Source organism: Janthinobacterium sp. NFX145, assembly GCF_049810325.1.
GTDB lineage: Bacteria > Pseudomonadota > Gammaproteobacteria > Burkholderiales > Burkholderiaceae_D > Janthinobacterium > Janthinobacterium rivuli.
In genome coordinates this window covers 1,993,389-2,013,618 of sequence record NZ_CP187360.1, presented here as the reverse complement: position 1 = coordinate 2,013,618, position 20,230 = coordinate 1,993,389, and the positions used below count along the sequence as shown (strand labels likewise).

Below are 20,230 nucleotides of genomic sequence, written 5' to 3'. Positions count from 1 at the left end.
AGCTCAAGTGTATGCAAAATACCATCGTCTGTTTTCCGACAGAACGACATAATTTATCGAATTAAGGCCAAGCTGATGGGTGTACCTATCCTCCACCATACCCGCATGTGTCCGCCACGGGAAGCGCCCAGCGCGACCATCCCCGTGACGATGGTCGCGCGCGACTTGCAAACCGATGAATTTCTCTTGCCGCACAGCCATCCTTGGGGCCAGGTCACGATGGCGCTCGAAGGCGTGCTGCGCATCACCGCCAACAACAGCAGCTGGGTGCTGCCGCCCATGCGCGCCATCTGGATCGCGCCCAACGTGGAGCATGCCGTCACGATACTGGAAAAAACCCGTTTGCGGCCACTATGCATCCATGCCGCGCGCGCGCCGTTCGCGGGCCAGGACTGCAAGGTGCTGGAAGTATCGAACCTGCTGCGCCAGCTGATCATGGCGCTGGAGCAATTGGACCCGGGCCAGGAACCGGCGCGCGAGGCGCTGCTGGCCGAACTGATCCTCGATGAATTGAAACGCTCGGCCACGCATCCCATCCGCGTGCCCTTGCCCAGCGACAAGCGCCTGAAAACCCTGTGCGACAGCCTGATCGAGAAACCGGGCTTGAACCAGACGCTGGAACACTGGGCGCAGCAGGTCGGCGCCTCGGAGCGTACCCTGGCGCGGCTGTTCGAACGGGAATTGGGCATGAGTTTTGGCCAGTGGCGCCAGCAGGTGCGCCTGGCGCACGCGGCGCCCCTGATCGCGCGCGGCGTGCCGCTGTCGCAGGTGGCCGAAGAACTGGGCTACGCCAGCCAGTCGGCCTTTTCCGCCATGTTCAAGAAGACTTTCGGCAGCTCGCCGTCAGCCTTCTTTGCCCAGGGCGAGCGTCCTTAGGCCATGAAGTCGAAGAGCGAGTTCTTGCCCGTGTAACCCGGCAAGGCCGAGTTCGTGCCCATCTGTTCCTGCGCCGAATACGCTTTCACCAGCGCCTGCGCCTGGGCCGTCAGCGCCTTGGCCAGCACGGCTTTCTTGTTGGTCAGGGTGGTGATGTCCTTGCCGACCGTCTGCACTTCCTTGCGGATGATGCTCGTTTCGCCCGTCAGCTCGCCGATCTTGCTGACGAACTGATCCGCCACACCCTTGCCGTTATTGGTAAACATCTTGCTGACGGCGTCCGGATCGGCCGCGATGGCCGCCTTGAGTTTTTTATCGTCGAGCACCAGCTCGCCACTCTTGCCCAAGGTCACGCCAGCGCTGCCCAGCACCGACGATGGCACGCCCGTGCTGGCCGTGCGCAGTACTTGCTCCATCTGCGAACGCACCTGGCCCAGGGCCGTGTCGGACTTCAAGTCGCCCTGCTGCAAGCTCTGCAGCTTGCTGTTGAGTTCATTGTAGGCCGTGACGAAGCTGGCCACGTTGGTCGCGATCTGGCTGCTGTCCTTGGCGATGACGAGATCCGTCACACCCTTTTTCTTCAATTCAATGGTGGCGCCCTCGACGGCCGTCGTCAGGGTATTCGTGGCGCTCTTGATCTCCTTGCCGTCGACGGTCAGCAGCGCGTCCTGCGCCGCGGCGGTCTGCTGCATGCCCTTGCCTGCGCCGGGCGCATAGCTGAGCAGGTTGCTGACGGCCGCGTCGCCGGACACGCTGATGCGCATGCTGCTGTCGGCGCCGCTCTTGCCGTTCAAGGCCAGCGAGTAGCCATCGGGGCCCTTGACCACGCTGGCGTCGATGCCCTGCTGCTTGAGCGCGGCGGCGATGCCGTCGAGGCTATTGTTGCTGCTGTCAATCGTCAGCGAAATGATCTTGCCGCTGCCGGGCGTAAATTGCTTGCCGTCGGCCGAACCTACTTCAATCTTGACCAGCGCGGGCGCACCGGTGCCGATCGGCGCGCTCGAGGATTTCTGCGCGCCGCTGAGCAGGGTCTGTCCCTGCGCCAGTTGCTTGACGTTCAGTTCATGGCTGCCGCTGGCGGCCTTGTCGGTGGTGGTGGCGCTCAGCACATCCTTGGCGCTGGACGTGGCCGACGTGGCCAGGCCGCTGCCGGCCATGTTCTTGGCCACGGTCTGGAATTTTGCCAGCGCCGATTGCAGTTGGCCCAGGCCCGAGAACTTGGCCTGGTCGCGCGCCAGGCTGGCGTTGAGCTTGACGACGCCCGTGTTCTGCGACTGCATCTGGCGCTCCACCTTCGCATACACATCGGCCGAGATATTGCCCTGCGTCGTCTGCTGCGTGTTGTTGGTGTAAGCCCTGCTGTTGATGGTCGAATTAAACATGGTAGGCGTTCCCGTCGGGTGTAAGGTCAAGGCGCACGGTTCAGGTCGTGACCGTGCTGCGCTGGAGACGGACGGCAGGCGCGCATGGCGCGGCGGCGTCCCTCTTCTGGTTGATAATTATGCAGTATTACCGGAATATCAAAACAGCGAACAGAACAAGTTTTTCCTGACTGCAAACCCATATGCACCATTTTAGCGCATTTCACCTGCAGCACGCTCCTGGCTTTCCTCAGCGCATGAATTTCGAAATGGCGCTGCTGACGGCCATGTCCAGTTGCAGAAAAGTGAGTCCCACCTTGAAACCTGCGCTGCTGAAAATGCAGTGCGAGACGGACACGCGCGCCTCGATGATGTGCGCCGCGCCATCGTAAAACAGCTCGAACAACACCTTGCCCTGCTTGCCTGTCGGCACCGGCTCCGCGATGACGGCCGCCATCCCGCCCTGCCCCACATCAAGCGTGCGCGCCGCCACGGGACCCGCGCCATCCATTACCAACATTGCCTTGGCACGCAATATCTTGCGTGCGCCCTGCCTTTGCTCAACTGACACTATATTCCGCTTCTCTAACTATGCATTGTCGATGCGGATTCACGGGGTGAATCCATCGGACAAATATTATAGTTCCAAACGGAAATTTTGTTTGACTTGTCTCAAGCTTGGCATTTAAACCATACCAACTTTTACTCCAGATCGCGCAATTCATTGAATGCTTCGTCGATGCGCTCAACGCCGATGACCTTGAGGCCTTCGATCACCTGCTTGGGCAAGTTCGACTTCGGCACCACGGCCAGGGTAAAGCCCAGCTTGGCCGCTTCGCGCAAGCGCTCCTGCCCTCGTGGCGCGGGGCGGATTTCGCCGGCCAGACCCACCTCGCCAAACACAACCAACCCCCGTGGCAGCGGCTTGTTGCGCATCGACGAGTTAATCGCCAGTAACACGGCCAGGTCGGCCGCCGGCTCCGTGATTTTGACGCCGCCGACGGCATTGATGAACACATCCTGGTCAAAGGCGGCGATGCCCGCATGGCGGTGCGCGACGGCCAGCAGCATGGCCAGGCGGTTCTGCTCCAGGCCGACGGACAGGCGGCGCGCATTCGGCAAGTGGCTCGTATCGACGAGGGCCTGGATTTCCACCAGCAAGGGGCGTGTGCCCTCCTGCGTCACCATCACGCAGGAACCGGGCACCTGGTTATCGTGCTGCGACAGGAACAGCGCGGACGGGTTCGACACCCCCTTCAAGCCCTTTTCCGTCATGGCAAACACACCCAGTTCGTTGACGGCGCCGAAACGGTTCTTGATGGCGCGCACGAGACGGAAGCTGGAATGGGCGTCACCCTCGAAATACAGCACCGTGTCGACGATGTGCTCGAGCACGCGGGGGCCGGCCAGCGCGCCCTCTTTCGTCACGTGGCCGACTAAGATGATGGTCACGCCCGTCTGCTTGGCCGCCCGCGTGAGCTGGGCAGCGCATTCGCGCACTTGCGCCACGGAACCGGGCGCCGAGCTGAGCGCGTCCGAATACACGGTCTGGATCGAATCGATCACCACCACTTCCGGTTTCAGGTCGTTCAAGGTGGACAGTATCTTTTCCAGCTGGATCTCGGCCTGCAATTTGAGTTCCTTGGCGTCGATGACGAGGCGCTTGGCGCGCAGGGCGATCTGGGCGCCGGACTCTTCGCCGCTGACGTACAGCACGCGCTTGTGGTGCGACATGTTCGCCAGCGCCTGCAGCAGCAGGGTCGACTTGCCGATGCCGGGGTCACCGCCGATCAGCACGACGCCGCCAGCCACCATGCCGCCGCCCAGCACGCGGTCGAATTCCTCGATGCCCGTGCCGAAACGGGGCACGTCGATGGCGTCGATATCGTCAAGCGACAGCACGGGCGCCGTCTGGGCCAGCGACATGTGCTGCGGATTCGAATAGCGGTTGTTGCCGCCCGTTTCGGGCAGGCTTTCCACCATGGTATTCCACTGATTGCACGAGGTGCATTGCCCCATCCATTTATTGCTGACGGCGCCGCAGTCGCTGCAGGTGTAGACGGTCTTGACTTTTGCCATGGTGTACTTTGCCCGGGTAAGGAATAATGCTGTTTATATATACAGTAGATTCACAGTATATACAAACAAGGCGGCGAGGTCACGCCTCGATCACCGGAACGCGGGGCGCCAGTGCGCACATCAGCTCGTAGCCGATGGTGCCGGCGGCCAGGGCCACCTCGTCGATCGGCATGCCCTGGCCCCACAGGGTGACGGCACTGCCGACTTTTGCGCCAGGAACCTGCGTCAGATCGACCATCAGCATGTCCATCGACACCCTGCCGATGAGTCCAGTGCGCACGCCGTCGACCAGCACGGGCGTGCCTTCGGGCGCGTGGCGCGGGTAACCGTCCGCATAGCCGCACGCCACCACGCCCACCTTGATATTGCCGGCCGCTTCGTAACGGCTGCCATAGCCGACCACGTCGCCAGCGGCGATATCCTGGATGCCGATGATGCTGCTGCGCAAGGTCATGGTGGGCAGCAAGCCAAACGCCTGCGCCGACGTGCCGCCTGGAGCGCCACTGGGCGTGCCGCCATACAGCATGATGCCGGGACGTACCCAGTCGCTGTCCAGATGGTGCATCAGCAGGCCGGCCGAATTGCACAGGCTGCGCGGCAAGGCTGTGCCAATGCTGGCCGCACCGGCTTCAAAACGCAGCATCTGCTGCTCCAACGGCAAGCGCGCGGGCGCCGCCTCGTCCGCATTGGCGAAGTGCGTCATCAGGGTGATCGTGCCGACGTGCGGGATGGCGCGCAGGCGCGCATACGCACCCGCCACGGCATCCGGCGTGAAACCCAGGCGGTTCATGCCCGTGTTCATTTTCAGGTGCACATCGATGGAGTGCGGCAGGCGCGCCGCTGCCAGCATCGCGATCTGTTCTTCGCAATGCACGCTGCCATTCAGTTTGTGCTGCGCCATGACCAGCAAATCGCTGGCGTCGAAAAACCCTTCCAGCAGCAAGATGGGCTTGGTCCAGCCCAGCTCGCGCAAGCACACGGCGTAGTCGACCTCGACCAGCGCCAGACCATCGGCTTCGACAAAGCCCCGCATGGCCCGTTCCAGGCCGTGACCATAGGCGTTCGCCTTGACGACGGCCCACACCTTGGCGCCGCGGGCGCCGGCACGGGCGCGCGCCAGATTGTGTTGCATGGCATCGAGATGGATGGTGGCGATGAGGGGCCTGGGCATATGCTTCGTGTACGGCGAGTGGGAAAGCCGTATTTTACCGGATGCACCGTATGGTGACATGGCAGTCGCCGACGGTCGTGTGCAGAGGACATCATTTATAAAATGCTTACATGTATGTGTATTTTTCTACGGCAGAAAAATTAAGGTTCACTTAGACAAGAGTATGCAAAGCAGCCCCTTCCAAACTTGGGGTTTGCCGTTTTTTCGTGGTATAAAGCAAGCCAGATATGATTTCAGGCATTCCAGAATGAATCGTGGTTTTTATACCATCATGGCGGCGCAGTTCTTTTCCTCGCTGGCAGATAACGCCCTCTTTTTTGTCGCCGTCGATTTATTGGTGTCCATGAAATCACCGGCGTGGATCACGCCGCTACTCAAACTGTCATTCGTGCTGTTTTACGTGCTGTTGGCCGCTTTTGTCGGCGCCTTCGCAGATGCTTTGCCAAAAGGCAAGGTCATGTTCATCGCCAACATGGTCAAGATTTTCGGCTGCGCCCTCGTCTTCTTCCACGTACACCCGCTGCTGGCCTACGCCGTCGTCGGTTTTGGCGCGGCCGTGTACTCGCCCGCCAAGTACGGCATCCTGACGGAACTGCTGCCGCCGGAAAAACTGGTGGCGGCGAATGGCTGGATCGAAGGCTTGACCGTCACCTCCATCATCCTCGGCACCGTCATGGGCGGCGCACTCGTCAGCGGCCACGTGTCCGACATGCTGCTGTCCTTCGACTTCCCCCTGATCGACACGGGCATCACCAACAAGACGGAAGCGGCCCTGTGTGTGGTGGTCGGCATTTATGTGCTGGCAACCCTGGCCAACCTGAAGATTCCCGACACGGGCTGCGTGTATCCGCACCAGGAACGCAATCCTATCAAACTGATTACCGATTTTGCCAATTGCTATTCCATCCTGTGGAAAGACAAGCTGGGCCAGATCACCCTGGCCGTGACGACCCTGTTCTGGGGCGCCGGCGCCACCTTGCAGCTGATCGTGCTGGAGTGGGCCAAGCAATCGTTGAACATGCCATTCGACAAGGCGACCAGCCTGGTGGGCGTGGTCGCCATCGGCGTGGCCGCCGGCGCCGTGCTGTCGGCGCGCTTCATTCCGCTGCGCAAATCGCTGACCGTCATTCCGCTGGGCATCGCCATGGGCGTCATCGTCATGATGATGACGCAAGTGCATTCCGTGTGGATCGCCTACCCGCTGCTGATACTGATCGGCGCCCTGTCCGGCTTCTTCGTCGTGCCCATGAATGCGCTGCTGCAACACCGCGGCCACGTGCTGATGAGCGCAGGTCATTCCATCGCCGTGCAGAACTTCAACGAAAACCTGTCGATTCTGACCATGCTGGCCGTGTACTCCATCATGATCCGTCTGCACCTGCCGCTGAACATCATCATCACCCTGTTCGGCCTGTTCGTCGCCGGCACCATGTACATGATCATGCGCAGGCACAAGCTGAACCAGCTGGAGCACGACAATCTGTCGCTGATTGGCGAGCAGAAACATTAATTAGAGTGGTGTCGGATTACGCGGCGTGCCGCCGCTAATCCGACCTACACGACCTACACGACCTAAGCTGGTAGCGCGCCGGTAATCCGCCGCGCGGCAGCCTGCTCAATCCAGGTAGCGGGCACGACAAAACCGCGCGTGCGCTCCACTTCCCAGCCTTCGATAGTATCCACTGTGGCCACCATCACCGGTTGCGCCAGATCAAACAAGCGCGCCCGCAAGGCATCCACGTCCAGCACTTCCTCGTCGCGCCCCTTGAATGGCGCCAGCCATTGCAATCGCGGCAGCACGACGTAGCGCTGCTGCGGCAGTTGCGCCGGCGTGCACCAGAAGCCGTGTCCATGTTCCGGGGAAATACCGTCCATGGCGGGCGTGGCGCCCGGTGCATAAAACAGCCAGCCTTTGACCAGCGCCTGCGCCGCGCGCACGGGCTGCGACAGCAAGCTTTGTGCGGCCGGATGGCGGGACAAGGCCAATTGCTTGTCGAGAATCTTGCGCATCTTCAAGCCCAGGGTATCGGCCAGGTTGGGGCCGATCAAGTGGTTGAAGACACCCGGATCGGGCGCGCCTTCGAGCAGGTAGAACTTGGTGGCGAATTCCCAGTGCAGCAAGCCATCTCCATCATGCAGCAGAAAATCGAATTCGCCCACCGTGTCGTTGCGGTTGACCTGCACTTGCAAGCCATGCGCAGCGAGCACGCCGTGCTGCTCGAAATAAAAGGCCAGCAGCTTTTCAGCATACAGGCCCAGGCGAGAATAGAATTTCGGCCCCAGCGCCGCATCGAGCGGCGACGGGTCATCCTGCAGCGCCCCCAGCCAGACAGCCACGGCAGGCGTGACGGGCGCAAGGCTGGCGATGCGTCCGCCCCAGTGGGGGCTGGACGGATCGAGCAAATCGGGCGAGTCGAGCAGCCAGGCCAGCGCGCGCACGCGAGGATGCGTCAAATGTCCCCAGCGGCGCTCGAAACGGGCCTGGAAGCTGCCGACGTCCGCCTCAATCACCGTGCGTGCTTTTCGCCAGGCACAGGTCGGTCCAGGCACGGGCCTTGGCCTTGCCCGTCTCGTCCTGCAGCAACATTTCCGGATGGAAGGTGGCCACGACGGACGCATTGCCCAGCTGGCGCACCGTGCCGCGCACGGGCTTTTCGCCGGGATTGATGCCGGCGGCGGCCATGGAACCCAGGGTGACGATGGTGCGCGGCTGCAGCAGGGCCAGTTCGCGCTCGAAGTACGGACGGCAAGCGGCGGACTCCGATTCAGTGGGTAGGCGCTCCTGCCCCGCCTCGTCGAGCGGACGGCATTTCAGCAAGTGCGTGATGTACACGCCGCTGCCGGCGTCGACTTCGATGGCCTTGAGCATATTGTCGAGCAATTTGCCCTGCTCGCCCGGCAAGGCGCGCCCTTCGCGCTCTTCCAGGCGCGAGGGACTGCTGGCCAGCATCAGCCAGGCACCCTGGCGGTCGCCACGGCCCATGACGACGCCCTTGCGCGTCTTGCACAAGTCGCAGCGCGCGCACTTGGCGACGGCCGCCGTCAAACCATCCCAGTCGAGGGCGGCGATATCGGCATCGCTCAACTGTTTGACGGGCGGAGGTGGTGGCGCATCGTCGAACCAGGCCGTGTCGTCCGGCTCGGCGGCGGGAACTGGCAGCACGGCAACAGCGACTGGCGCTTCGGCCGGCACCTCGGCGACCGCCTCAGCAACCACCTCATTCACGGCTTCTACGGCTTCTGCCACAGGCGCCGCCACGACGACTTCCACCTCCACGGGAGCTTCGACGACATCAACGGCCTCGGCTGCGGCACCCTGGCGCAAGCGCCACAGGGGACCGACGCCCATTTCATCGAGGAAAACGGCGCTGCGGCTCATAAGGTATAACGCATCACGATGGCGTCCTCACGTTGCGAGTTACTGGCCGGATAGTATCCCTTGCGCCGGCCGATCTGTTCAAATCCATAACGCTGGTAGATGTCGAGCGCGCGCACGTTCGACGGGCGCACTTCCAGCAGCATCGATTCCATGCCCAGCTGACGCGCGCAGGCGCAGGACTGGTTCAGCAGGAAGCGACCCAGTCCCTGACCCTGGATGGCGCCCTCGACGGCCACGTTGAGCAAGTGCGCCTCGTCGACAACCAGCATCAGCAAGAAGTAGCCAAGCAAGGTGCCATCCACGTCGCGCAGCACCCAGGCAGGGTAGCCGCTCTTGAGCGAATCAACGAAATTGCCATGCGTCCAGGGATGCGGATACACGCGCTGTTCCAGCGCCAGCACTTCAAACAGGTCCGCTTCCTGCATCGGCTGATAGTCGAGGCGCAGCAAGTCCCAGCCTGCCGCGCTGTCCTTGTCCTTGCCCGCTTCCATCATTGCGCCGACTCCGCAGCGGCCTTGGCGGCCTGCATGTCGAGGCGTTCCGCACTCGTGTAGGCGATCTTGTTGCGCAAATACAAAGGCTGCGCCTCGGCCGCCGTCACGAACTGCCCGGAAGTAAATGCGATGCGCGCCAGCTGCGCCACTTGCACGGCGTGCGGCATGATGGCCGCGTCCGCGCTGGCGGCACATGGCAGCGCGGCCAGGGCGTCGGCATAGGCGCTAAAACCGTTGCCGCAACCTGTGACCTCGCCTTGCGGCGCCACGCCGGCCGGCGCGCTCAGGGCCGGTGGCGAAACAATCTGCAAGCCATCCTGGTAATCGTATTGCGCCCAGTACACTTCGCTCATGCGGGCGTCGAGCACGGTCACGATGCGTTGCGCGCCATGCTGCTGGTGGCACGCGAGGGCCATGGCGTCGAGCGTGACGACGGGAACGACGGGCAGATTGGCGCCGTAGGCCAGGCCTTGCGCGATGCCGCAAGCCGTGCGCACGCCCGTAAACGAGCCGGGGCCGGAGCCGTAGGCGACGGCGTCGACGTCGGCCAGGGTCACGCCCGCTTCGGCCAGCAATTCCTGCACCATGGGCAAGATGGACTGGGAATGCGTGCGCACGCCCGACGAGGCGCGGGACAGGACGACATCGCCGCGCAACAAGGCGCAGGAGGCGAGTTCGGACGAAGTTTCAATAGCAAGCAGGGTGGGAAGTAAGGTAGACATAGCGTATTTTACCTTGCCAGGCCCGGAAGCGGCATGCCGTGCAGGTCAACAACAGCCTACTTGCACAGCCCGTGCGCGAGGACGGCTATAATAAAAGGCTAAGCTGATTGCTTGACCGGCGTCATTGCGCCATGCCCGGCAATCCATACGCGACACTATCACCCCACTCTTGCCCTGGTCCGTTCCGTGAATCCACTTCTTGCTAAACTGCAACCATACCCGTTTGAAAAGCTGCGCCAGCTGTTTGCCGGCGTGACGGTCAATCCCGAATATGCGCCCATCAGCCTGGGCATGGGCGAACCCAAGCACCCGACGCCGGCCTTCATCGAGCAGGCATTGACCGACAATATCCACGGCCTGGCCAGCTATCCGACCACCATCGGTTCGGAAGCGTTACGCAGCGCCATCGCCGGCTGGCTCGAGCGCCGCTATGGCATCCCCAAGCTCAATCCTGCCACACAAATCCTGCCCGTGAACGGTTCGCGCGAAGCGCTGTTTGCGCTGGCGCAAACGGTAATCGATCCATCGGCCGGTTCGCTCGTGATCAGCCCGAATCCGTTCTACCAGATCTATGAAGGCGCGGCCTATCTGGCCGGCGCCGAACCGTATTTCGTCAATTCCGACCCGGCGCGCAATTTCGGCTGCGACTACGACAGCGTACCGACCAGCGTGTGGGAAAAGGTCAAGTTGCTGTTCCTGTGTTCGCCGGGCAACCCGACTGGCGCCGTGCTGACTCTGACGGACTGGGAACACCTGTTCGCCCTGTCCGAACGCTACGATTTCGTCATCGCCGCCGACGAGTGCTATTCCGAGATTTACCACGGCGACACGCCACCGCTGGGCGCGCTGCAGGCGGCGCACATGCTGGGCCTGTCCACCATCGAGCGCCCGTATGCGCGCCTGGTGGTGTTTTCCAGCCTGTCGAAGCGCTCGAACGTGCCGGGTATGCGCTCGGGCTTTGTGGCCGGCGATGCCGAAGTATTGAAAAAATTCCTGCTCTACCGAACCTACCACGGCGGCGCCATGAGCCCCGCCGTGCAGGCGGCCTCCGTCGCGGCCTGGAACGACGAAACCCATGTCGAGGAAAATCGCGCCAAGTACCGCGCCAAGTTCGACGCCATCACGCCACTGCTGCAATCGGTGATGGACGTACAATTGCCGGACGCCGGCTTCTACCTGTGGGCCGACGTCAGCCGCACGGGACTGTCCGACACCGAATTCGCGCAACGCCTGTACGCCGAATATAATGTGACGGTATTGCCTGGCAGTTACCTGGCGCGCGACGCGCACGGCATCAATCCGGGCCGCAACCGTATCCGCATGGCCCTGGTGGCCGAAACGGCCGAAGGGCTGGAAGCCGCACTGCGCATAGTAAAATTCTGCCAGCAGCTTTCCGCATCCGCATCAACCAACTAAATAAACAAGACATCATCATGAGCCAACAACTGCAAACCATCATCGACCAGGCCTGGGAAAACCGCGCCGAAATCAATCCAGGCAACGGCACGGCCGAACTGCGCGACGCCGTTTCCCACGTCATCAATGGCCTGGACAACGGCAGCATCCGCGTGGCCGAGAAAACCTCGGGCGACTGGGTGGTCAACCAGTGGGTCAAGAAAGCCGTGCTGCTGTCGTTCCGCCTGGAAGACAATGTCGTCCTGCCGTCCGACGGCACGATGCAGTTCTACGACAAAGTCCCGACCAAGTTCGCCAACTACACCAAGGAAGACTTCGCCAAGGGCGGTTTCCGCGTGGTGCCGCCAGCCGTCGCCCGCCGCGGCAGCTTCATCGCCAAGAACGTCGTGCTGATGCCGTCCTACGTCAACATCGGCGCCTACGTCGATGAAGGCGCCATGGTCGACACCTGGGCCACCGTCGGCTCCTGCGCGCAGATCGGCAAGAACGTCCACCTGTCCGGCGGCGTCGGCATCGGCGGCGTGCTGGAACCTATGCAAGCGAACCCGACCATCATCGAAGACAACTGCTTCATCGGCGCCCGTTCGGAAATCGTCGAAGGCGTGATCGTCGAAGAAAACTCGGTCATCTCGATGGGCGTCTACATCGGCCAGTCGACCAAGATCTACGACCGCGCCACGGGCGAAGTCACCTACGGCCGCGTGCCAGCCGGTTCCGTCGTGGTGTCCGGCAACCTGCCTTCGGAAGACGGCAAGTACTCGCTGTACTGCGCCGTGATCGTCAAGCGCGTGGACGCAAAAACCCGCGCCAAGACCGGTATCAACGAGTTGCTGCGCGGGATTTAATCACTGCGCCGCGAGGCGCACGCAGCACCCTGAATGTCCCGCTTTGGCGGGACATTTTCATTTCCGACTGGCAACTTCAATCGTCGTGGAGCCATCCCCCATCCTGTCCTATACTGGATGGCATGAATACACCTCCCGTCCTGATCGTCGGCGCCGGTCCTACCGGCCTCATGCTTGCCTTGCGCCTGGCGCGCCATGGTGTCGATTGCCGCATCATCGACAAGAATAGCGGTCCGGGCCAGGCGTCGCGGGCCATGGCCGTGCATGCGCGCACCTTGGAGTTTTACCAGCAGCTGGGCTTTGCCGACGAGCTGGTCAGCCTGGGCATCAAGATCAATGCCATGCACATCCATGAAGGTGGCGAGGAGTTGGTGAAACTGGCGCTGGGCGAGATCGGCGAAGGGCTGAGCCCCTACCCTTTTGTGCTGAGCCTGCCGCAGGACGAGCATGAACGCTTCCTCATCAGCAAGCTGGCGGCTGCCGGCGTGCACGTGGAATGGAACGTGGCGCTGGACCTGTGGACGCAGGACGATAGCGAAGTGCAAGCCATCCTGCTGAAAGATGGCGAACGTCAATATTGCACGTTTAACTATATTTGTGGCTGCGACGGCGCCCGCAGCAAGGTACGCGAAATCGCCGGCTTTGAATTCTCCGGCGGCACCTACGACCACCTGTATTACGTGGCCGACGCGCAAGTGGCGGGCAAGAACACGGATTTGCACGCCCATCTGGGCGCGAACTCGTTTGCGCTGATGTTGCCCGTGCGCACCAGCGGCATGCAGCGCCTGATCGGCATCCTGCCCGACCGTCCCGATGGCGCGCCGTCACCCGTCTTCGACGACGTGCGGGAACAGGTGGAAAGTTTGCTGAATATCCAGGTCGAACAAATCAACTGGTTTTCCACGTATAAAGTCCACCACCGGGTGGCGGGGCAGTTCCGCGAACGCCGCTGTTTCATCCTCGGCGACGCGGCCCATTTGCACAGCCCCGTGGGCGGCCAGGGCATGAACACGGGCCTGGGCGACGCCGTCAACCTGGCGTGGAAACTGGCGCAAAAGCTGCGCGGACAAAGCAACGACGCCCTGCTCGACACCTATGAAAGCGAGCGCATCGTGTTTGCCCGCAAGCTCGTCGCCACCACCGACCGCGCCTTCCAGGCCATCGTCGCGCAAGGCATCGCCGGGCAATTCCTGCGGCGCTGGCTGGTGCCGCACGCGCTGCCCTTCCTCTCGGGCTTCGCGCGGGCGCGCCGTTTGCTGTTCCAGACCGTGTCGCAAATCCAGATCAGCTATGAAGACAGCGCCCTGTCCGCAGGCCACGCGGAATACCTGCGCGGGGGCGACCGCCTGCCGTGGTTTTCCGACGGCACGCAAGACAATTTTACGGCCCTGCGCAGCATGGATTGGCAATTGCACATCTATGGCGAAGCGGCGCCCGAACTGCTGGACGAGGCGCGCGTGCTGAAACTGCCCGTACACTGCTACACCTTCAATGTCGCCGCCAAACTGGCCGGCCTGGGCCGCGACGCGGCCTACCTGGTGCGCCCCGACGGCCACATCGCGCTGGCCTTGCACCTGCAGGAAAGCGGCGCCTTGCGCGCCCTGGCCTTGCGGCTGGGCCTGCATTTCGGTCCGGCCGACTCGAGCAAGGCGGCGCCACGGCCTGTGTAGGCCAGCCAAGGTTTGTGGCAAATCAAAGTGGGGAATTTAATTTCCTTGCTTTGTTTGCTTTGTTTGACTTCGTGTCCTATGCTGAAACATGCGTTTCAAGGAGACAGCCATGTCGAACACATCGAACACACGCTCCCCTGTCAGCGATGGCGACACCAGCACGATTGATGAGGCCGCCACCGGCAGCGGGCATGCTTCAGCCGCGCCATCGCTGGCCAGGCAGCTGGCGAATGCACTCGCTCCCAATGCCACGGGCTTGCGTTTTAACATTGCACAAGATACGTTCCAGGAAGCCTATGCATCGCTGCTGGACGCCGTGCCGCGCGACGACCGGCCCGCGCTGCTGGCGCAAATGCGGCGCGACCTCGATATCGTCGCCGAACGCGAGCTGAACCGGGCCTCTGATATCGGCGCGCATGCAGGACACATCAATACCCGGCAATTCATGCGCGGCCTGGAAGAGCAGGAGCGGCAGCAGCGTCAAAAAGACCTGGCCTCGCACAGCTTGCTGTCTGGCCCCGAACTGCGCGCCCGGCTGGAAGTCACGCCGCAGGCGCTCAGTGCGGCACTCAAAGCCAGACGCCTGTTCGCCTTGCGCGGCGCTTCGGGCGAATATGTCTATCCGGCATTTTTCGCCGATCCCCGCCACGACCGACACATCCTGGAAAAAATCAGCAAAATCCTCGGCGACTTGCCGGGCACCGCCAAATGGGATTTTTTTATCGCTCCGCGCCTGTCGCTGGGCGGCAAGTCGCCGCTGGAAGCCCTGGCCAAAGGCAAACTCGATGCCGTGATGGCGGCCGCCCGCGCCTACGCTGACGAATAACCGCGCGGCCGTGGCAACCTTGCGCCTGCCCCGTCTGCCGCAACTGCCCGCAGCGCTACAGACGGTGCGCTGCGATCCCGCAGCGCTGTACCGTGTGTCCGGCCACGCCACGGGCGAACCGTATTTCGGCAGGGCGAACACCTACCGCTTCGACGATCCCCACCCACAGGCGGCGGCCCGCTTCGGCACCTGCTACCTGGGCACGTCGCTGGCTGTGGCGCTTGCCGAAACCTTGCTGCATGACCGCAAACCCATCCATAACCGCTTCGTGATCGAGCTGGCCGTGATACAGGCACGCTTTGTGATTCGCTTGGCCGGCAAACCGCTTATCGTGGCTGATCTGACTGGTGCCGCCCTCAGGCAACTGGGTGGCCATGCGGGGCTCAGCGGCACGTCGTCGTATCAAACGACCAAGGCCTGGTCGGCCGCCATCCATGCGCATCCGGACGCGGTCGACGGCATGCTCTACATGTCACGCCACAAGAATGATGAAACGGCGCTGGTATTGTTCCACCGCGCCGCGCCCAAGCTCGCGATGAAGTCCGCCACGCCGCTTTCTGTCCATCCGGACTTCGGCCAGGTCGCCACACTGCTTGGCATCCGCAGCGCCTGGCACTGAATCTGCCAGGATCATGCAACCTTGTTGCACTGCCGCATCGACAGCGCATCGACTGTATAATGTCGGCTAACATCGTATTTTTCCCTGGCGCAAGCGCCGCGATCAAGCGAACCGCATTCATTCCCCTTAGCCCTACCCATGACGACCATTACACTCTACGGTATCCCCAACTGCGATACCGTCAAAAAGGCCCGCACCTGGCTGGCCGCGCAGCAACTCGATTTCACCTTCCACGACTTCAAGAAGCAGGGCCTGGAACGCGCCACGGTCGAGGCCTGGCTGGCGCAATTGCCATGGGATGTGCTGGTCAACAAGAAAGGCACGACCTGGCGCGCCCTGTCCGACGAGCGCAAGGCGTCCACCGTCGATGCGGCCAGCGCTTTGGAGCTGATGCTGGAAAACCCGTCCATCATCAAGCGCCCTGTGCTGGACAAGGATGGCAAGTTCAGCGTCGCGTTTTCGGATGCGCAGTACAAAACCATTTTCTCGCTGTAACCCCCTAGTTGACCACGATGTTGCCGGCACGACCATACCCATGACCACCTCCAAAACCCTCGCCCTGACCGAAAAACTGATCGCCCTGTCCTCGGTCACGCCCGACGACAAGGGCTGCCAGCAGCACCTGATCGACATCCTCACGCCGCTGGGCTTTGTCTGCGAGACGATACAGTCGAACGACGTCACCAACCTGTGGGCGCGCCGCGGCACGACGTCGCCCGTGTTCGTCTTTGCCGGCCATACGGACGTGGTGCCGACCGGTCCCGTCGAGCAATGGCGCTCGCTGCCCTTCATTCCCACGCACCGCGACGGCAAGCTGTACGGCCGTGGCGCGGCCGACATGAAGACCTCGATCGCCGCCATGGTGGTCGCCTGCGAGGAGTTCATTGCCGCCACGCCCGGGCACACGGGTTCGATCGCCTTTCTGATCACCAGCGACGAGGAAGGCCCGGCCACGGACGGCACCGTCATCGTCTGCGACAAATTGAAAGAGCGCGGCGAGCAGATCGACTATTGCCTGGTGGGCGAGCCGACGTCGAGCGCGCAGCTGGGCGACATGATCAAGAACGGTCGCCGCGGTTCGCTGTCGGGGCGTTTGACCATCAAGGGTGTGCAAGGCCATATCGCCTACCCGCACCTGGCAAAAAACCCGATCCACGAAGCGGCGCAGGCGCTGGCCGACCTGGTCGAAGAGAAATGGGATGCCGGCAACGAGTATTACCTGCCGACCTCGTGGCAAATGTCCAACATCAACGCGGGCACGGGCGCGAATAACGTGATTCCCGGCGACATGGTGATCGACTTTAACTTCCGCTTTTCCACGGCCAGCACGGCGGAAAACCTGCAAGAGCGGGTCCACGCCATCCTCGACAAACATGACTTGCAGTACGATTTGCAGTGGACCCTGAGCGGCCTGCCCTTCCTCACGCCGCGCGGCACCTTGAGCGATGCGCTGTCCGCCGCCATCCTGGAAGAAACGGGCCTCGCGACGGAGCTGTCGACCACGGGCGGCACCTCGGATGGCCGGTTTATCGCGCAAATCTGCCCCCAAGTGATAGAATTCGGGCCGCCCAATGCCAGTATTCACAAGATCGACGAGCACATCGAACTGCGCCACATCGATCCCCTGAAGAATATTTACCGGCGCACGCTGGAGCATTTGCTGCCCGTCTGAACCAGAATACCGAGGCCCGTCACGGCGGGCCAGAACACCGTCTTTTCGAGAATGCCATGACCCCGAACCCGTTTTCCACGCCACGCGACCTGCTGCGCTACGCCGTTACCCGTTTCAATACCGCCAAGCTGTTTTTCGGCCACGGCAGCGCCGAAGCGTTCGACGAAGCGGCCTATCTGATCCTGCACACCTTGAAGTTGCCGCTCGACAAGCTCGAACCGTTCCTCGACGCCAAGCTGCTGCCGTCGGAAGTGGCCAGCGTCATGAGCGTCATCGACCGCCGCAGCATCGACCGCGTGCCAGCCGCCTACATCACCAAGGAAGGCTGGCTGGGTACGTATAACTTCTACGTCGACGAGCGCGTGATCGTGCCCCGCTCCTTCATCGCCGAGCTGATTCCTGAATACTTCTCGCCATGGGTGGCGGAGCCGGAAGCCGTGGAAAACATCCTGGAACTGTGCACCGGTTCGGGCTGCCTGTCGATCATGATGGCTGACGCCTTCCCGAACGCCGCCGTCGACGCCGTGGATATTTCGGCCGACGCGCTGGCCGTGGCCAAGCGCAACGTCGACACCTACAAATTGCAGGACCGCGTCACCCTGATCGAATCGGACCTGTACACGAACGTGCCGGCCAAGAAATATGATTTGATCATCAGCAACCCGCCGTACGTAAATTCCGCGTCGATGGGCGCCCTGCCCCAGGAATACCTGGCTGAACCGCAAATCGCCCTCGACGGCGGCAGCGACGGCATGGACCTGGTGCGCAAGATCATCGCCGGCGCGGCCGAACGCCTGACGGACGACGGCATCCTGATGATTGAAATCGGCAACGAACGCGAGTACGCGGAAGCGGCCTTTGGCGAGCTGGGCCTGACCTGGCTGACGACAAGCGCCGGCGACGACATGGTGTTCCTGCTGACGGCCGAGCAGTTGAAGCTGGTTTGATCGACTTGGTAGGTCGGATTAGCCCGAAGGGCGTAATCCGACGGGCACGGCGCCACTTGTCGGATTACGCTACGCTAATCCGACCTACCTGAATTTTACGGCGCGGGTTCATTCCCAGCCTTTACAAAGAAAAAAATGATACGTTTCCTACAAGTAAGCCTGATGCGCGGCATCAAACCGTTGCTCGAACAAGTCGATGTCACCCTCAATCCGGGCGACAAGATCGGCCTGATCGGCGCCAATGGCGCGGGCAAATCGAGCCTGTTCGCCATGATGCGTGGCGAATTGCACCCTGACCAGGGCGAGATCGATTTCCCGGCCAAGTGGCGCGTGGCTTACGTGGCGCAGGAAACGCCGCCGCTGGACCGTGCCGCGCTCGACTACGCGATCGATGGCGACATCACCCTGCGCAAACTGGAAGCGGAACTGGCGCGCCTGGAATCGGAGCCGGCCACGTCGGAAAACGGCATCGCCATCGGCGAAATCTACAGCGCCATGGCCGATGCCGACGCGTACACGGTGCAGTCGCGCGGCGAGCAATTGCTGCTGGGACTGGGCTTTACCCTGGACCAGATGCAGCAACCAGTAGCGAGTTTCTCCGGCGGCTGGCGCATGCGTTTGAATCTGGCGCAAGCGCTGATGTGTCCGTCCGACCTGCTGCTGCTCGATGAACCGACCAACCATTTGGATCTGGACGCCATCATCTGGCTTGAAGACTGGCTCAAGCGCTACGCCGGCACCTTGCTGATCATTTCCCATGACCGCGACTTCCTCGATGAAGTGGTCAACGTGGTCGTGCACATCGACGAGCGCAAGCTGAAACGCTATTCGGGCAACTATTCGAGCTTCGAGCGCCAACGCGCGGCGCAGATGATACTGGCCGCCGGCGCGCTGGAAAAGCAGCAGCGCAAGCGCGCCCACCTGGAATCGTTCGTCAACCGCTTCAAGGCGCAAGCGTCGAAGGCCCGCCAGGCGCAAAGCCGCATGAAGGCGCTGGCGAAGATGGAAGAGCTGGCGCCATTGCGCGCCGCGGCCGAATTCTCGTTCGAATTCCGCGAGCCGCTGTCGGCACCAAATCCGCTGCTGGTGATGGAAGACGTCGATGCGGGCTACAAGATCGAGAACGAAGCGACGGGGGAAATCACGCATAAAACCATCGTCAACGGCATCAAGTTTTCGCTGCAGATTGGCCAGCGTATCGGCTTGCTGGGCCAGAACGGCGCCGGCAAATCGACGCTGATCAAGACCATCGCCGGCGAACTGATGCCGCTGACGGGCGACGCCACCATGGGCAAGGGCCTCAACATCGGCTACTTCGCCCAGCACCAGGTGGAAATGCTGCGCCACGACGAATCGCCGCTGTGGCATCTGGCGAAGATCGCCCCGACCGTGCGCGAGCAGGAACTGCGCAACTTCCTCGGCGGCTTCAACTTCCCCGGCAACATGGTCACCGCCTCGATCGCGCCGTTCTCGGGCGGCGAAAAAGCCCGCCTGGCGCTGGCCCTGATCGTCTGGCAGCGCCCGAACCTGCTGCTGCTCGATGAACCGACCAATCACCTGGATCTGGAAACGCGCGAAGCGCTGACGGAAGCGCTGGCCCAGTTCGAAGGCACGCTGGTCGTCGTTTCCCATGATCGCCATTTGCTGCGCGCCACCACGGACGAATTCATCATCGTTGCCGACGGCAAGCTGCAGCCGTTCGACGGCGACCTGGACGACTACAAGGATTGGCTGTTCAAGACCAAACTGGGCAAAGGTACCGATGTGCTGCCGGCCGCCGGCAAGGCCAACAAGACCGATTTCCCCGTGGTCTCGCCCGTCGTTGCCGCAGCAGCCCCTGCCGCGCCCGTACGCGACAAGCGCAAGGAAGCGGAAGAGCGTCAGAAAACGGCCGCCCTTCGCAAGCCGATCGAAAACAAGATCAAGCGCCAGGAAGAGCAGATCGCCAAGCGCAATGCGCAAAAGGCGGAAACCGACGCCAAGCTGGGCGAGCCGACCATCTATGACGCCGCCAACAAGGCGAAATTGAAGCAATTGCTGGCCGACCAGACCTTCTTTACCAAGGACCTGGCGCAGCTGGAAGCGGAATGGCTGGATCTGCAGGATCAGTTAGAGAAACTCGGCTAATTCAACGCTGACAAAAGACGACTTCC

The 20,230-nt window shown here is 62.1% G+C and carries 19 protein-coding genes; 11 read left to right on the top strand and 8 right to left on the bottom strand.

Annotated features, from left to right (window positions below; genetic code table 11):
- The first annotated feature begins 105 nt into the window (after window positions 1-105).
- Window positions 106-876 carry an AraC family transcriptional regulator gene (locus ACPJXG_RS08975; protein ID WP_425253996.1) on the top strand — a complete coding sequence of 257 codons (771 nt, stop codon included), beginning with the start codon at window positions 106-108 and terminating at the stop codon, window positions 874-876.
- Here ACPJXG_RS08975 and fliD read toward each other — a convergent pair.
- The 4 genes from fliD to alr all read right to left on the bottom strand — a co-directional run bounded on the left by fliD (window position 873) and on the right by alr (window position 5,487).
- Complete coding sequence (fliD, locus tag ACPJXG_RS08970) at window positions 873-2,258, bottom strand: flagellar filament capping protein FliD (protein ID WP_035820362.1); 1,386 nt, start codon at window positions 2,256-2,258, stop codon at window positions 873-875. The genes ACPJXG_RS08975 and fliD overlap by 4 nt on opposite strands.
- Before the next feature lie 229 nt (window positions 2,259-2,487).
- Window positions 2,488-2,808, bottom strand: a complete 321-nt coding sequence (locus ACPJXG_RS08965) for a PilZ domain-containing protein (RefSeq protein ID WP_425253995.1) — start codon at window positions 2,806-2,808, stop codon at window positions 2,488-2,490.
- 131 nt (window positions 2,809-2,939) lie between these two features.
- Window positions 2,940-4,316, bottom strand: a complete 1,377-nt coding sequence (gene radA / locus ACPJXG_RS08960) for a DNA repair protein RadA (RefSeq protein ID WP_425253994.1) — start codon at window positions 4,314-4,316, stop codon at window positions 2,940-2,942.
- Window positions 4,317-4,395: 79 nt separating this feature from the next.
- Entirely contained in the window at window positions 4,396-5,487 is a 1,092-nt protein-coding gene (gene alr, locus ACPJXG_RS08955; protein ID WP_425253993.1) for an alanine racemase, read from the bottom strand.
- Between the two features lie 247 nt (window positions 5,488-5,734).
- Between alr and lplT the strand changes: the two genes are divergently transcribed.
- Window positions 5,735-6,997: a lysophospholipid transporter LplT gene (lplT, locus tag ACPJXG_RS08950; protein ID WP_278316487.1), complete on the top strand. Its 1,263-nt coding sequence runs from the start codon at window positions 5,735-5,737 to the stop codon at window positions 6,995-6,997.
- Between the two features lie 62 nt (window positions 6,998-7,059).
- On the opposite strand, the gene ACPJXG_RS08945 is transcribed toward lplT, so the two are convergent.
- The 4 genes from ACPJXG_RS08945 to tsaB are packed head-to-tail and all read right to left on the bottom strand — an operon-like array spanning window position 7,060 to window position 10,082.
- Window positions 7,060-7,995 carry a DUF1853 family protein gene (locus ACPJXG_RS08945; protein WP_423221858.1) on the bottom strand — a complete coding sequence of 312 codons (936 nt, stop codon included), beginning with the start codon at window positions 7,993-7,995 and terminating at the stop codon, window positions 7,060-7,062.
- A complete protein-coding gene (locus tag ACPJXG_RS08940) occupies window positions 7,991-8,866 on the bottom strand; it encodes a uracil-DNA glycosylase (RefSeq protein WP_278316489.1) in 876 nt (291 codons plus the stop codon). Before ACPJXG_RS08940 ends, ACPJXG_RS08945 begins: the two co-directional genes overlap by 5 nt.
- A complete protein-coding gene (gene rimI / locus ACPJXG_RS08935; protein WP_051958832.1) occupies window positions 8,863-9,360 on the bottom strand; it encodes a ribosomal protein S18-alanine N-acetyltransferase in 498 nt (165 codons plus the stop codon). Before rimI ends, ACPJXG_RS08940 begins: the two co-directional genes overlap by 4 nt.
- Window positions 9,357-10,082: a tRNA (adenosine(37)-N6)-threonylcarbamoyltransferase complex dimerization subunit type 1 TsaB gene (gene tsaB, locus ACPJXG_RS08930; protein WP_035820375.1), complete on the bottom strand. Its 726-nt coding sequence runs from the start codon at window positions 10,080-10,082 to the stop codon at window positions 9,357-9,359. Before tsaB ends, rimI begins: the two co-directional genes overlap by 4 nt.
- 186 nt (window positions 10,083-10,268) lie before the next feature.
- Here tsaB and dapC point away from each other — a divergent pair, with 186 nt between their 5' ends.
- The 9 genes from dapC (at window position 10,269) to ACPJXG_RS08885 (ending at window position 20,204) form a co-directional block, all read left to right on the top strand.
- Window positions 10,269-11,498, top strand: a complete 1,230-nt coding sequence (gene dapC, locus ACPJXG_RS08925) for a succinyldiaminopimelate transaminase (RefSeq protein ID WP_425253992.1) — start codon at window positions 10,269-10,271, stop codon at window positions 11,496-11,498.
- A gap of 17 nt (window positions 11,499-11,515) precedes the next feature.
- Window positions 11,516-12,343: a 2,3,4,5-tetrahydropyridine-2,6-dicarboxylate N-succinyltransferase gene (gene dapD / locus ACPJXG_RS08920; protein WP_131687277.1), complete on the top strand. Its 828-nt coding sequence runs from the start codon at window positions 11,516-11,518 to the stop codon at window positions 12,341-12,343.
- A 122-nt stretch (window positions 12,344-12,465) separates the two neighbouring features.
- Window positions 12,466-14,013, top strand: coding sequence for an FAD-dependent oxidoreductase (locus ACPJXG_RS08915; protein WP_425253991.1), 1,548 nt, complete (start codon window positions 12,466-12,468; stop codon window positions 14,011-14,013).
- 109 nt (window positions 14,014-14,122) lie between these two features.
- Entirely contained in the window at window positions 14,123-14,839 is a 717-nt protein-coding gene (locus tag ACPJXG_RS08910) for a hypothetical protein (RefSeq protein ID WP_425253990.1), read from the top strand.
- Window positions 14,840-14,849: 10 nt separating this feature from the next.
- A complete protein-coding gene (locus ACPJXG_RS08905; protein WP_425253989.1) occupies window positions 14,850-15,458 on the top strand; it encodes an RES family NAD+ phosphorylase in 609 nt (202 codons plus the stop codon).
- A 138-nt stretch (window positions 15,459-15,596) separates the two neighbouring features.
- A complete protein-coding gene (locus tag ACPJXG_RS08900) occupies window positions 15,597-15,953 on the top strand; it encodes an ArsC family reductase (RefSeq protein ID WP_425253988.1) in 357 nt (118 codons plus the stop codon).
- 40 nt (window positions 15,954-15,993) lie between these two features.
- Window positions 15,994-17,130 (top strand): succinyl-diaminopimelate desuccinylase, encoded by a 1,137-nt coding sequence (gene dapE / locus ACPJXG_RS08895; protein ID WP_425253987.1) that lies wholly within the window; start codon window positions 15,994-15,996, stop codon window positions 17,128-17,130.
- Window positions 17,131-17,186: 56 nt separating this feature from the next.
- On the top strand, window positions 17,187-18,077 hold the full coding sequence (gene prmB, locus ACPJXG_RS08890; RefSeq protein ID WP_219307053.1) for a 50S ribosomal protein L3 N(5)-glutamine methyltransferase: 891 nt from the start codon (window positions 17,187-17,189) through the stop codon (window positions 18,075-18,077).
- Between the two features lie 135 nt (window positions 18,078-18,212).
- Window positions 18,213-20,204, top strand: a complete 1,992-nt coding sequence (locus ACPJXG_RS08885) for an ATP-binding cassette domain-containing protein (protein WP_035820391.1) — start codon at window positions 18,213-18,215, stop codon at window positions 20,202-20,204.
- Window positions 20,205-20,230: the final 26 nt, after the last annotated feature.